Origin of the sequence: Actinomadura sp. NPDC048955, assembly GCF_040649435.1 — a bacterium.
Taxonomy (GTDB): Bacteria; Actinomycetota; Actinomycetes; order Streptosporangiales; family Streptosporangiaceae; genus Spirillospora; species Spirillospora luteofluorescens.
Genome location: NZ_JBEZJI010000002.1, coordinates 23,676 through 36,417 on the forward strand (window position 1 = coordinate 23,676; position 12,742 = coordinate 36,417).

At 72.8% G+C, this 12,742-nt stretch carries 10 protein-coding genes; 5 read left to right on the plus strand and 5 right to left on the minus strand.

Features of this window, described 5'->3' with window-relative positions:
• The first annotated feature begins 32 nt into the window (after positions 1-32).
• From AB0C84_RS02085 to AB0C84_RS02100, 4 genes are all read left to right on the plus strand, one after another.
• Positions 33-452 (plus strand): hypothetical protein, encoded by a 420-nt coding sequence (locus AB0C84_RS02085; RefSeq protein ID WP_218906628.1) that lies wholly within the window; start codon positions 33-35, stop codon positions 450-452.
• A 1-nt stretch (position 453) separates the two neighbouring features.
• On the plus strand, positions 454-1,164 hold the full coding sequence (locus tag AB0C84_RS02090; protein ID WP_361060253.1) for a hypothetical protein: 711 nt from the start codon (positions 454-456) through the stop codon (positions 1,162-1,164).
• A 46-nt stretch (positions 1,165-1,210) separates the two neighbouring features.
• The gene (locus tag AB0C84_RS02095; RefSeq protein ID WP_361060255.1) at positions 1,211-1,666 is read left to right on the plus strand and encodes a roadblock/LC7 domain-containing protein; all 456 of its coding nucleotides are present in this window, start codon (positions 1,211-1,213) and stop codon (positions 1,664-1,666) included.
• A 69-nt stretch (positions 1,667-1,735) separates the two neighbouring features.
• On the plus strand, positions 1,736-2,107 hold the full coding sequence (locus AB0C84_RS02100; protein WP_258945296.1) for a hypothetical protein: 372 nt from the start codon (positions 1,736-1,738) through the stop codon (positions 2,105-2,107).
• A 48-nt stretch (positions 2,108-2,155) separates the two neighbouring features.
• Here AB0C84_RS02100 and clpB read toward each other — a convergent pair whose 3' ends face one another.
• From clpB to dnaK, 5 genes are all read right to left on the minus strand, one after another.
• Entirely contained in the window at positions 2,156-4,753 is a 2,598-nt protein-coding gene (gene clpB / locus AB0C84_RS02105; RefSeq protein ID WP_361060257.1) for an ATP-dependent chaperone ClpB, read from the minus strand.
• 19 nt (positions 4,754-4,772) lie between these two features.
• Positions 4,773-5,219, minus strand: a complete 447-nt coding sequence (locus tag AB0C84_RS02110) for a helix-turn-helix transcriptional regulator (RefSeq protein WP_179844935.1) — start codon at positions 5,217-5,219, stop codon at positions 4,773-4,775.
• Between the two features lie 5 nt (positions 5,220-5,224).
• Complete coding sequence (gene dnaJ, locus AB0C84_RS02115) at positions 5,225-6,400, minus strand: molecular chaperone DnaJ (RefSeq protein ID WP_179844934.1); 1,176 nt, start codon at positions 6,398-6,400, stop codon at positions 5,225-5,227.
• An 83-nt stretch (positions 6,401-6,483) separates the two neighbouring features.
• Positions 6,484-7,137 (minus strand): nucleotide exchange factor GrpE, encoded by a 654-nt coding sequence (grpE, locus tag AB0C84_RS02120; protein WP_361060260.1) that lies wholly within the window; start codon positions 7,135-7,137, stop codon positions 6,484-6,486.
• Positions 7,138-7,210: 73 nt separating this feature from the next.
• On the minus strand, positions 7,211-9,076 hold the full coding sequence (dnaK, locus tag AB0C84_RS02125) for a molecular chaperone DnaK (protein WP_339156120.1): 1,866 nt from the start codon (positions 9,074-9,076) through the stop codon (positions 7,211-7,213).
• 277 nt (positions 9,077-9,353) lie between these two features.
• Here dnaK and AB0C84_RS02130 point away from each other — a divergent pair, with 277 nt between their 5' ends.
• Positions 9,354-12,722, plus strand: a complete 3,369-nt coding sequence (locus AB0C84_RS02130; RefSeq protein WP_361060263.1) for a S8 family serine peptidase — start codon at positions 9,354-9,356, stop codon at positions 12,720-12,722.
• Positions 12,723-12,742: the final 20 nt, after the last annotated feature.

Genomic DNA, 12,742 nt, shown 5'->3' on the forward strand with positions numbered 1-12,742 from the left:
GGATTGGCGTTGCGGGCGGCAATGTTCTGGCTATGGTCGAGTTCTTGCAACTCTCATTCGGTGGGGAAACGGGCTTGGGCATTGACGGATGCCTCGCGTCGATGATGACCATTCCGGGGGCGCGGCGGGTCACGCTGGTCGACTGCGCCAGCGGGCTCGCCGTGGCGGCCGCCGGCCGGGAGGACGTCCTCGACCAGCACGAGGACGCGGCCGGCGCGACCGACGTGGTGCGGGCGGTGCTGGCGTCGCCGGCGCTCAGCGCCACCGCGGCGGGGGACGACGTCGAGGAGATCATTGTTTGCGGCACGGACGGATATCACTTGATGGTCCTTACGGAAGCGAATCTCGACGGACATCTCTTCGTCCATTTACTGCTCGATCGGGAAACGGGGAACATCGCGCTCGCCCGGCTCCGCATGCGCGATCTCCTCGGCGAGATCACGGGCGGATGACATGGCGGACGCGAACGCGGGACGGGTCGCCGGAGCCCTGGCGTCCCTGGAACGGGAGAAGGCCACCGGCCTGCTGCGGGTGGGCGCCGACGGCGCGTTCCACGTCGACCGCGGGGCCGTCACCCTCGCCGAGAGCCGGCACGCGCCGGGGCCCGGCGACCTGCCGGACGGGCCCGACCCGGAACTGGCGGCGCTGCTCGCGATGTTCGACGCCGCCTGCCTCCTGCTCGCCTCGCGGGCCGAGCCGGAGTTCACCGAGGGGCCACCGGGCGGCGGCCCCCGGCGGGTGACGGTGGCGACGCTCGTCCACGAGCAGCGCCGCCGCCGCGCCCTCCTCGACGCCGCCTGGCCCGACGGGAGCGTGGACGTCGCCCCGGTGGTGCCGGTCCGGCGCGTCACGCGGCAGCGCGTCATCCTGACCGGCCTCCAGGCGGAGATCCTGCTCAACGCCGACGGCCGGCGCACCCCTCCGCAGCTCGCCCGCGAGCTCGGGCGGACGGTGTTCGCGTGCCTGCTCGCCGTGCGCGGGCTCGCCGCGGCGTCGCTGCTCCGGACCGGCCCGCCGGACGGGTTCGGCGCCGCGCCCGCCCGGGACGCGCCCGCAGCGCCCGTCCGGGACGACGTCCCCGCCGGCTGGGCGCCGGCGGACTGGGCGCCCGCGGACCACGACCTGCTCGTCCGGCTCCACGCGGCGCTGGTGGAGCTCCGCTGACCGTGCTGGGGACCGGGTGGCTCACTTGATCGAAAGGCTGGCGAAGGTGGCGAGACGAGCGGGGGCGGGCACGCCGGCCGCGGGGCCGGGCGCACCGGCCGCGGGCGCGGCGGCGGCGCGGGCGACGGAGCAGGCGGTCGCGGCCGAGCTGAGGTCGCTGCGGGCCCGCGTCCCGCAGCTCGGCGGGAGCCTCGTGGCCTCGGTGGACGGGCTGCTCATCGCGCACGACCTGCCCGGGTCGGTCGAACCCGCCGGCATGGCGGCCGTGACGGCGACGGGCCTGTCGCTCGCGCACCGGATCGCGCAGACCGCGCACGGCGGCGCCTTCCACGAGGTCGTGATCCGCGGCGTGGACGGCTACGTGGTCATCTACGCGGCCGGCCCCACCGCGTCCCTCACCGTCCTCGCCGACCCGGACGTCAACGTGGGCCGCCTCCACCTGGAGTCGCGGCCCGCCGCCCGCGCCATCGCCGCCCGCCTCACGGGCGCGCGCCGCCCCTGACGGCGCGACGCCCCCCGACAGCGCACACCCACGAGAACACGACGTTCACGACCAGGAAAGGGGAGCACGATGTCCAACCTCGACCTCGCCCTCAAGGACATGATGACGATCGACGGGGCCATCGGCGTCGCCGTCGTCGACTACAACAGCGGGATGGCCCTCGGCCAGCTCGGCAGCTCCAAGACCCTCGACCTCCAGGTCGCGGCCGCCGGGAACACCGAGGTGGTGCGCGCCAAGCTCCGCACGATGGACCAGCTCGGCATCCAGGAGGAGATCGAGGACATCCTCATCAGCATCTCCAGCCAGTACCACGTCATCCGGCCGGTCACGGGCCGCAAGGGCAAGGGCCTGTTCCTCTACATGGCCCTCGACCGCGCCCGCGGCAACCTGGCCCTGGCCCGCCACCGCCTCCGCGAGATCGAGGAGAGCCTCGAAATCTGACCGCACCGCGAAGGCGGCCCCGGGACTCCCCGGGGCCGCCTTCGCCGCTCACTTCGTGAGCTTCGGGCCGCTCGACGGCTGGACGGTCAGGCGGTCGGCGGCCTCGTCCAGCTCCACGACCACCTCGTCGCCGTCGCGGACCTCGCCGGACAGCAGCTCGCGGGCGAGCTGGTCGCCGATCGCCGTCTGCACGAGGCGGCGCAGCGGGCGCGCGCCGTACAGCGGGTCGTAGCCCGTCAGCGCCAGCCACTCGCGGGCCGCGGGCGTGACCCGCAGCGTCAGCTGCCGGTCGGCGAGGCGGTCGGCCAGCCGGTCCACCTGCAGGTCGACGATGCGGGTCAGCTCGTCGGTCGACAGGGCGTCGAACAGGATCACGTCGTCGAGGCGGTTGAGGAACTCCGGCTTGAACGAGTTCCGGACGGCGTTCCACACCGCCTCCCGCTTGGCCCCGTTCTCCAGCGTCGGGTCGACCAGGAACTGCGACCCGATGTTGGAGGTGAGGATCAGGATCGTGTTGCGGAAGTCGACCGTGCGGCCCTGGCCGTCGGTGAGGCGGCCGTCGTCCAGCACCTGGAGCAGGATGTCGAAGACCTCCGGGTGCGCCTTCTCCACCTCGTCCAGCAGGACCGCCGAGTACGGGCGGCGCCGGACGGCCTCGGTGAGCTGGCCGCCCTCCTCGTAGCCGATGTATCCGGGCGGCGCGCCGACCAGTCGGGCGACGCTGTGCTTCTCGGAGTACTCGCTCATGTCGATGCGGGTCATCGCCCGCTCGTCGTCGAACAGGAACTCCGCCAGCGCCTTCGCCAGCTCCGTCTTGCCGACGCCCGTCGGACCGAGGAACAGGAACGAGCCGGTCGGGCGGTCGGGGTCGGAGATGCCCGCGCGGGCGCGGCGCACCGCGTCCGACACCGTGCGGACCGCGGTCTCCTGCCCGATCAGCCGGTGGCCGAGGTCGTCCTCCATGCGCAGCAGCTTCGCGGTCTCGCCTTCGAGGAGCCGCCCCGCCGGGATGCCCGTCCAGGACGCGACCACGTCGGCGACGTCGTCCGGGCCGACCTCCTCCTTGACCATCGTGTCGCGGGTCTCGGTCGCCTCCGCCGCCTCCTCCAGCTGCTTCTCCAGCGCCGGGATCTCGCCGTAGACGAGCCGCGAGGACGTCTCCAGGTCGCCGTCGCGCTCGGCCCGCGCCGCCTCCCCGCGCAGCTGGTCGATCCGCTCCTTGATCTCGCCGACCCGGTTCAGCTCCGACTTCTCCCGCTGCCAGCGGGCGTTCAGGCCGCTCAGCTGCTCCTGCCGGTCGGCGAGATCGGCGCGGAGCCGTTCGAGGCGCTGCCGGGACGCCTCGTCGGTCTCCTTCTCCAGGTTCATCTGCTCCATCTTCAGCCGGTCCACGGCGCGCTGCAGCTCGTCGATCTCGACCGGCCGGGAGTCGATCTCCATGCGCAGCCGGGACGCGGCCTCGTCCACCAGGTCGATCGCCTTGTCCGGCAGGAACCGGGAGGTGATGTAGCGGTCGGACAGCGTCGCCGCCGCCACCATCGCCGAGTCGTTGATCTGCACCTTGTGGTGCGCCTCGTACCGGCCCTTCAGCCCGCGCAGGATCGCGATCGTGTCCTCGACGGTCGGCTCCCCGACGAACACCTGCTGGAACCGGCGCTCCAGGGCGGCGTCCTTCTCGATCCGCTCCCGGTACTCGTCCAGCGTCGTCGCGCCGATCATCCGCAGCTCGCCGCGGGCCAGCATCGGCTTCAGCATGTTGCCGGCGTCCATCGCGCCCTCGGCCGCGCCCGCCCCGACGACGGTGTGCAGCTCGTCGATGAACGTGACGACCTGCCCCTCGCTCTGCTTGATCTCGTTCAGGACGGCCTTCAGCCGCTCCTCGAACTCGCCGCGGTACTTCGCGCCCGCGACCATCGCGCCGAGGTCCAGCGAGACCAGCCGCTTGCCGCGCAGCGACTCGGGGACGTCGCCCGCGACGATCCGCTGCGCCAGGCCCTCCACCACGGCCGTCTTGCCCACGCCGGGCTCGCCGATCAGCACCGGGTTGTTCTTCGTCCGGCGCGACAGCACCTGGATCACCCGGCGGATCTCCGAGTCGCGGCCGATGACCGGGTCGAGCCGGCCGTCACGGGCGGCCGCCGTCAGGTCGACGCCGTACTTCTCCAGCGACTGGTAGGTGCCCTCGGGGTTCTCGCTGGTGACGCGGGCGTGGCCGCGCACCTTCTCGAACGCGTCGAGCAGCGCCTCCGGCGTCGCGCCGAACTCCTTCAGCAGGCCCGCCGCCGGACCGCCGTCCGCCGCCAGCCCGACCAGCAGGTGCTCGGTCGAGACGTACTCGTCCTCCAGCTGCTGCGCGCGGTTGGCCGCCGTGTTGACCGACCGCTGGAGCTGGCCGGACAGCCGCGGCGTCGCCACCGTCGACCCCTGCGCCTTCGGCATCCCCGCGAGCTGCTCCTCCGCCCGCCTGCGGATCACCTGCCAGTCGGCCCCGACCGCCTCCAGCAGCGGCACCGCCGTCCCGTCCGGCAGCCCGATCAGCGCCACCAGCAGGTGCTGCGGCTCCACCTCGGGGTGCCCCTCGGCCGCCGCCCTGCGGACCGCGACCGACAGCGCCTCCTGGCTCTTCTGCGTCAGCTTGTAGTCCATGCCCCACCCCGTAAGAAGGTCAGTCCGAGTTGCGCTCGTGCCACACGACGACACTCGTGCGCCTGATGGGTACGAGGTCGGCGCCGGGAGTGCCGCCCGGCTCGCCGTGCCGCCGCTGCTGCGCCAGCCGCGCCGCGACCGCACGGGTCGATTCGAGTTCGTTCGCGAGGTCCTCCAGCGCCGCGTGCGCCTTGGCGAGCTCCTCGCGGAGCCGCACGTTGTCGCGCTGCAGCTCCAGGATGTGCTTGATGCCGGACAGGTTGATGCCCTCCTCCTGGGAGAGCCGCTGGATCTCCCGGAGCATCACGATGTCCCGCATCGAGTAGCGGCGTCCCCGGCCCGCCGTCCGGCCGGGGGACACCAGGCCCATCCGGTCGTAGGTGCGCAGCGTCTGCGGGTGGAGCCCGGACAGCTGCGCCGCCACGGAGATCACGTAGACCGGAGTGTCGTCGCCGAAGGGATCCATGAAGATCACTCCTGTCTGGCCTGCTGGAGGAGGTCGGCGCGCAGGTCCTCGCCCGCGCCCGCCGTCCGGAGCCGGTCGAGCGCCTCGCGCGTCTGCTCGTCGAGCTTCTGCGGGACGTGCACGTCGACGGTGACCAGCAGGTCGCCCTTCGTGCCGTCGCGCCGCGGCGCGCCCCGGCCCTTCACGCGGAACTTCCGGCCGTTCGGGGTGCCCTCCGGCAGCTTCAGCGTGACGGGCTGCCCCTGGAAGGTCGGCACCCTGATCTCGCCGCCGAGCGCCGCCTCGGGGAAGGTCACCGGGACGGTCAGCGTCAGGTTGTCGCCGCTGCGCCCGAACACCTGGTGCGGCAGCACCTTGATGTTCACGTACAGGTCGCCTGCCGGGCCGCCGTTCTCGCCGGGCGCGCCCTTGCCCTTCAGCCGGATCTTCTGCCCGTCCGCGACGCCCGCCGGGATGCGGGCCTGGATGGTCCGGGTGCCGGTCGCGCGGCCGCTGCCGTGGCAGATCGGGCACGGGTCGTCCACGACCAGGCCCCGGCCGCGGCACTCCTTGCACGGCTCCTGGAAGCCGAAGTTGCCGAGGTTGCGGGTCTCGTGCCCGGTGCCCTCGCAGCTCGGGCACACCCGCGGCACGGTGCCGGCCTTGGCGCCCGTCCCGCGGCAGCCGTTGCAGGCCGCCTCGCTGGTCAGCTTGATCGGCACGGTGACGCCGTTCATCGCGCGGCCGAACGACAGGGTCACCTCGGTCTCGACGTCCGCGCCGCGCCGCGCGCGCCGCGTCCCCGCCGTGCGGGTGGCCCCGCCGCCGCCGCGCCCGCCGAACAGGCCGCCGAACAGGTCGCCGATGCGCTCCCCGGCGCCGCCCGGCTGCGTCCCGCCGCCGGTCTGGCCGAACAGGTCGCCGAGGTCGAACCCGAAGCCGCCGCCCTGCTGGCCGCGGAAGCCGCCCGGCATCGAGCGCACCGCGTCGTACTCCTTGCGGCGCTTCTCGTCGGACAGGACGTCGTAGGCCTCCGAGACCTCCTTGAAGCGGTCCTCGGCGTCGGAGTCGCCCTTGTTGGCGTCCGGGTGGTACTTGCGGGCCAGCTTCCGGTAGGACTTCTTGATCTCCTCCTGGGAGGCCGTCTTCGCGACACCGAGGACCTTGTAGTAGTCCTTCTCCAGGTAGTCCTTGGTGCTCACGGCGCCCCGCCTTCTGCTATCGCCACTTGCCACATGTCTTCAGGCCCCTGCGGGCCCGCCCTCGCGGGCGGGCCCCCTGGGGATCATTCGTCCGTTTCGCCGTCCGCCTCGCCCGGCCCGTCGCCGGACTCGCCGGCTCCGGAGTCCGGAGCGGGGTCGGCCACCGCCACGCGGGCGGGCCGCAGGACCCGCTCGCCGATCCGGTAGCCGGGCTGCAGGACGTCGGTGACGCTCGTCTCGGTCACGTCCGCCGAGTGCGAGTGCATCAGCGCCTCGTGCACGACCGGGTCGAAGGGCTCGCCCTTCTCCCCGTACCGCTCCAGGCCGAGCTTGCCGGTGACCGCCTCGAGGCTCTCCGCGACGGACTTGAACCCGCCGGTGAGCTCCTCGTGGTCACGGGCGCGGCCGATGTCGTCCAGCACCGGGAGCAGTTCGGTCAGCACCTGCCCGAGGGCCTGCTCGCGGACCGCGACCCGGTCGCGCTCGACGCGCTTGCGGTAGTTGTCGTACTCGGCCTTCAGGCGCTGGAGGTCGGCGAGCCGCTCCGCCAGCTGGGTCTTCAACGAGGAGTCCTCCTCACCCGTGTCCTTGGCGCCGCCCCCGTCCACCGGGGCCTCCGGGGCCTGCGGGGTCTCCCCCGCCTGCGCCCGGACCTCCCCCGTCTCGGGATCGATGCGCCGCTTGTCGCGGATCACCGGGCCCTCCTTCTCCTCGCCCCCGTTGGGAGAGGACGTCACGACACACCGCCCTTCTGGGGGTCGCCCCCCAGACCCCCGGGGTGGAGGGCCGAAGATCCTCGCTTCGCTGCGGTCATCGGCCCTCCTCCTTCGGCTTGTCCTCGTCGACGATCTCGGCGTCGACGACCTCGTCGTCCTGCGGCTCGCCGCCCTGGGTGCCGGCCGTCGGCCCGTGGTCATCGGCGCCGGCCTGCGCGCCCTCGGGGTTCTGCGCGTACATGGCGGCGCCCATCTTCTGGCTCACCTGCGCGAGCTTCTCGGCGCTGCCCTTGATCGCGTCGACGTCGGTGCCCTCCAGGGCCTTCTTGACCTCGGCGATCGCGTCGTTCACCTCGGTCTTGAGCTCCGCGGGGACCTTCTCGTCGTTCTCCCGCAGGAACTTCTCGGTCGAGTACGCGAGGGTGTCGGCCTGGTTGCGGACCTCGGCCTCCTCCTTGCGCCGGCGGTCCTCCTCGGCGAACTGCTCGGCGTCGCGCATCATCTTCTCGATGTCGTCCTTGGGCAGCGCGCTGCCGCCCGTGATGACCATCGACTGCTCGCGGCCGGTGCCCTGGTCCTTCGCGCTGACGTTCACGATGCCGTTGGCGTCGATGTCGAAGGTGACCTCGATCTGCGGGACGCCGCGCGGCGCCGGCGGCAGACCGGTGAGCTGGAACGTGCCGAGCTTCTTGTTGTACGCGGCGATCTCGCGCTCGCCCTGGTAGACCTGGATCTCCACGGACGGCTGGTTGTCGTCGGCGGTGGTGAACGTCTCCGACCGCTTGGTCGGGATCGTGGTGTTCCGCTCGATGATCTTGGTGAAGATGCCGCCCTTGGTCTCGATGCCGAGGCTCAGCGGGGTCACGTCCAGCAGCAGGACGTCCTTGACCTCGCCCTTGAGCACGCCGGCCTGGAGGCTGGCGCCGATCGCGACGACCTCGTCGGGGTTGACGCCCTTGTTCGGCTCCTTGCCGCCGGTCAGCTCCTTGACCAGCTCGGAGACCGCGGGCATCCGGGTGGAACCGCCGACCATGACGACCTGGTCGATCTCGTTCACCGAGATGCCGGCGTCCTTGAGCACCTGCTGGAACGGCGCCTTGGTGCGCTCCAGGAGGTCGGAGGTCATCCGCTGGAACTCGGCGCGGGTGAGCTTCTCGTCCAGGTGCAGCGGGCCCTCGGCGGACGCGGTGATGTAGGGCAGGTTGATCTGCGTCTCGGACGAGCCGGACAGCTCGATCTTGGCCTTCTCCGCGGCCTCGCGCAGCCGCTGCAGCGCCATCTTGTCCTTGGACAGGTCGACGCCGTTGGCGTTCTTGAACCGCTCGACGAGCCAGTCGACGACCTTGTTGTCCCAGTCGTCGCCGCCGAGGTGGTTGTCGCCGCTGGTGGCCTTCACCTCGACCACGCCGTCGCCGACCTCCAGCAGGGACACGTCGAACGTGCCGCCGCCGAGGTCGAAGACCAGGATGGTGGCCTCGTTCTCCTTCTCCAGGTGGTAGGCCAGCGCCGCCGAGGTCGGCTCGTTGATGATGCGCAGGACGTTCAGGCCCGCGATCTGGCCGGCCTCCTTGGTGGCCTGCCGCTGGTGGTCGGAGAAGTAGGCGGGGACGGTGATGACCGCGTCGGTGACCGTCTCGCCCAGGTAGGACTCGGCGTCCCGCTTGAGCTTCTGCAGCACGAACGCGCTGATCTGCTGCGGGTTGAAGTCCTTGTCGTCGATCTTGGTCTTCCAGTCGGTGCCCATCTCGCGCTTGACCGACCGGATCGTCCGGTCGACGTTGGTCACCGCCTGGCGCTTGGCGACCTCGCCGACCAGGACCTCGCCGTTCTTGGCGAAGGCGACGACGGACGGCGTGGTCCGCGACCCCTCCGCGTTCGCGATGACGGTGGGCTCGCCGCCCTCCAGGATCGCGACGACCGAGTTGGTCGTCCCGAGGTCGATGCCGACCGCACGTGCCATGTTTCTCGTCCTCCGTCGTATCCGGTGGTTATCGCAGCCCCGGTCGCCCCCGAGGCGCGGCCGGTTGAGTCTTCTGCCCGCTAGGTTGCCTGGCGACCTCGTCCTTGTCAAATGACTTGAGTCGACCGGACTCAACTTTGCTGACGACCTCTACAACAGGACGAGTGAGCGCCCTATTCCGGTTCCCGGCGATGCCCGTGATATCTGGATGCTCCGGACTTCTCCCGTGAACGCGATCGGCTCCTCCGGCTGATCAGTAGCGACGAGAGGAGTCTCGATGACACATGGACGCTGGAGCCGGGCGCTGCTCGGCGCGGTCCTCACGGCGGGGGCGCTCGCGGCGGCGCCCCCGGCGCACGCATCACCCCCCGGACCCGGGGGTCCGGGCGGGCTCGCCCCCGGCCACTCCTGGAAGGTGACCCTCCTGACGGGGGACCTGGTCGAAGTGCGGACGGTCAAGGGCCGTCCGCCCCTGGTCTCGGTGACCCCCGCCGCCGGGAGGGAGAAGCGCTCGTTCCGCAAGGAGGTCCGCCCGGACGGGCACGTCGTCGTCACGCCGATCGACGTCGCCGGCCTGGTCGGGCGGGTGATCGCACCCGAGCTCTTCGACGTCACCGCTCTGATCGCGCAGGGCTATGACGACGCTCGCAGCAAGGACCTGCCGCTGATCGTCCAGGGCGGCAAGGACGCCCGCCCCCTGTCGGCGCTCGGAGGAACGCCCGCCAAGACGCGGGACCTGCCGAGCATCGGCGCCGTCGCCGTGCGCCAGCCCAAGGGCGGCGCGAGCGTCCTCGGCAGGACGCTGGCCGGGATGCGCGGCCCTTCCCTGAAGGCGACGGGCGGGATCCGGCACATCTGGCTCGACGGCAAGGTCAGGGCGAACTCCGCCCCGGCCGCCGCAGCGCCCGCGGCCGCCCCCGGCGCGGGCCGGCTGGACCGCAACCTGCGGCAGGTCGGCGCGCCCCAGGCCTGGAGCGCCGGGTACACCGGCGAGGGCGCGAAGGTCGCCGTCCTCGACACGGGCGCCGACGCCGGACACCCCGACCTCCAGGGGCGCATCGCCGAGACGCGGAACTTCTCCGAGTCGGCCGACGCCGCCGACCGGGTCGGGCACGGCACGCACGTCGCCTCGACCGTCGCCGGAACGGGCGCCGCCTCCCGCGGCGAGCGCAGGGGCGTCGCCCCGCAGGCGGACCTGCTGATCGGCAAGGTCCTCGACGACGAGGGCTCCGGCACCGACTCCAGCGTGATCGCCGGGATGGAGTGGGCCGCGCCGCGCGCCGACGTCGTCAACATGAGCCTCGGCGGCGCCCCCACCGACGGCACCGACCCCCTCTCGCTGGCGCTGAACGACCTGACGAAGCGGCACGGGACGCTGTTCGTCGTCGCCGCGGGCAACGAGGGCCTGGTCGGGTCGGTCGGCTCGCCGGGCACGGCCGACGCCGCGCTGACCGTCGGCGCGGTCGACGCCCGCGACCGCCTCGCGGAGTTCTCCAGCCGGGGGCCGCGCGGGCACGCCGCCAAACCGGAGATCGTCGCGCCGGGCGTCGACATCATCGCGGCCCGTGCCGAGGGCACCGGCATGGGCACCCCGACCGGGGCGAACTACACCAAGGCGTCCGGCACCTCCATGGCCGCGCCGCACGTCGCCGGCGCCGCCGCGCTGCTCGCCGCGCGGCACCCGGACTGGGGGCCGTCCCGGCTCAAGGCCGCCCTCGTCGGGACGGCCGGCCCCGCGACCGGCGGCGACGCCTACGAGCGCGGCGCCGGACGCCTCGACGCGGGCGAGGCCGCGACCAGCCCCGTCCTCGCCGCGCAGAGCATCGTCGACCTCGGCACGTCGCGGTTTCCGGAGCACGGTGCGCTGTCCGCGAAGCTCGGCTGGACGTCCCAGGCCCCGGGGCCCGTCCGCATGAGGCTGGGCGTGCGGGTCGTCGACCGCCGCGGTCGCGAGGCGGACGGCGCCGCGAGCGTCCCGTCCGCCGCGGACGTCCCGGCGGGCGGCACCGGTGAGGCCGCGCTGACCGTCGACGCGGCCAGGCTCGCCGGCCGTCCCGGCCTGTACACGGCCGTGGTGACGGCCACGGGGGGCGGCGCCACGCTCGAAACGCCCGTGACGTTCTACGTCGAGCCCCCGTCGCACGACCTCACGATCAAGGCCACGCCGCTGCCCGGCACCGACCCGGCGAACTTCTCCGCCTCGGCCACCGTGGTCGACCTGGCCGACATGGCGCTGTTCGCCGAGGCGGTCGACGCCACCGGGACGGCGAAGGTCCGCGTCCCGGACGGCCGCTACGCGGTCCTCGGCAACGTGGACGACTTCGGCGACTGGCGCTCGGCCCTGGCCGGCGACCCCGAGGTGGTCGTCGACGGGCCCACGTCCGTCACGCTCGACGGCGCCGCCGCCGTGCGGGTCGGCGCGCGCGTCGAGGGCGTCGAGACCGAGCAGGCGATGCTGTCCGCGGACATGGTCCGCGACGCCGGCCAGGGACTGTGGTGGTACAGCGCCTACTCCTTCGATCCCGCGAAGGCGCCCGTGTACGCCCAGCCGATGGACGGCGTCGAGACCGGGACGTTCCGCGCGTACACCAACCACCGGCTCACCGCGCCCGGCACGGTCTACGACGTCCTCCACCCCCTGGGCGCCGGGATCCCCGCCGACCTGACGCACGTGGTCACCGGCGCCGAACTGGAGCGGATGGCCCGGGTCGACCAGGAGTTCGCCGCGTTCGACGGGGACCCGGGCGTCCCCATGAACGAGAAGCGCTACGGCATCAGCCCGGAAGGTCTGCTGATCTTCGAGGGGAGCGGTGACGTCAAGCCCGGAACGTCCCGGACCGACTACGTCTCGACCGGCCCCGGCCTGCTGTGGGGCGACGAGGGGTTCGTCAAGTTCGGTGAGGAGTTCTGGGTGGACCAGGGGCCCTTCGGCGCGCTGGAGCCGGGCGAGCGGGTCTCCGACCGCTGGGGCCGCCAGCCGCTGCGTCCCGGCCCGTACTCGGGTACCGGGGTCACGCCCAGCGGCTGTGCCCGTTACCCCGCGGCCCGCACCGGGCAGAGCATGCGCGTCTCGCTCGTCGATCTCCAGACCCGGCCGGACGGCTTCGACTGCGCCATGCACGAGGTGAAGGGGCACATGGCGCTGTTCGCGGGGGAGGAGAAGGTGGGCGAGAAGAACGGCCCGTTCGCCGAGTTCACCGTCCCGTCCAAGGAGGCGGCGTACCGGCTGACGTACGAGAACGACGCGTCGGCCTTCCTGCCGGTGTCGACCCGCACGTCGACGTCGTGGACGTTCCGGTCCGGTGAGCCGCGCGGCCACAAGAGCGCCAACCTCCCGCTCCTTCTCGTCGACTACGACCTGAACCTCGACCTGCGCAACCAGCCGTCCGGTGAGCCCGCCGTGTTCACCGTCGCGCGGATGGCGGGCTCCGGCGGAGCCGAGGTCACCGGGCTGCGGTTCTGGACGTCCGCGGACGACGGCGGGACCTGGCGGGCCGTCCAGGTGAAGGCCCTCGGCGGCGGGCGGTTCAGCGCGCCGCTCCCCGCGCCGGTCAAGGGGCAGGCCGTGTCGCTGCGCGTCACCGCGAACGACGCGGGCGGCAGCGGCGTCGACCAGAGCATCATCCGCGCCTACCGGGTCCGGTAGGCCGCGGCGCGAAAGCGGTG

What these genes read in the sequence shown, in the direction of transcription:
- AB0C84_RS02085 (WP_218906628.1), top strand. Translation starts at nt 33, where the DNA reads ATGGTCGAGTTCTTGCAACTCTCATTCGGTGGGGAAACGGGCTTGGGC.
- AB0C84_RS02090 (WP_361060253.1), top strand. Translation starts at nt 454, where the DNA reads ATGGCGGACGCGAACGCGGGACGGGTCGCCGGAGCCCTGGCGTCCCTG.
- AB0C84_RS02100 (WP_258945296.1), top strand. Translation starts at nt 1,736, where the DNA reads ATGTCCAACCTCGACCTCGCCCTCAAGGACATGATGACGATCGACGGG.
- clpB (WP_361060257.1), bottom strand. Translation starts at nt 4,753, where the DNA reads ATGGACTACAAGCTGACGCAGAAGAGCCAGGAGGCGCTGTCGGTCGCG.
- AB0C84_RS02110 (WP_179844935.1), bottom strand. Translation starts at nt 5,219, where the DNA reads ATGGATCCCTTCGGCGACGACACTCCGGTCTACGTGATCTCCGTGGCG.
- dnaK (WP_339156120.1), bottom strand. Translation starts at nt 9,076, where the DNA reads ATGGCACGTGCGGTCGGCATCGACCTCGGGACGACCAACTCGGTCGTC.
- AB0C84_RS02130 (WP_361060263.1), top strand. Translation starts at nt 9,354, where the DNA reads ATGACACATGGACGCTGGAGCCGGGCGCTGCTCGGCGCGGTCCTCACG.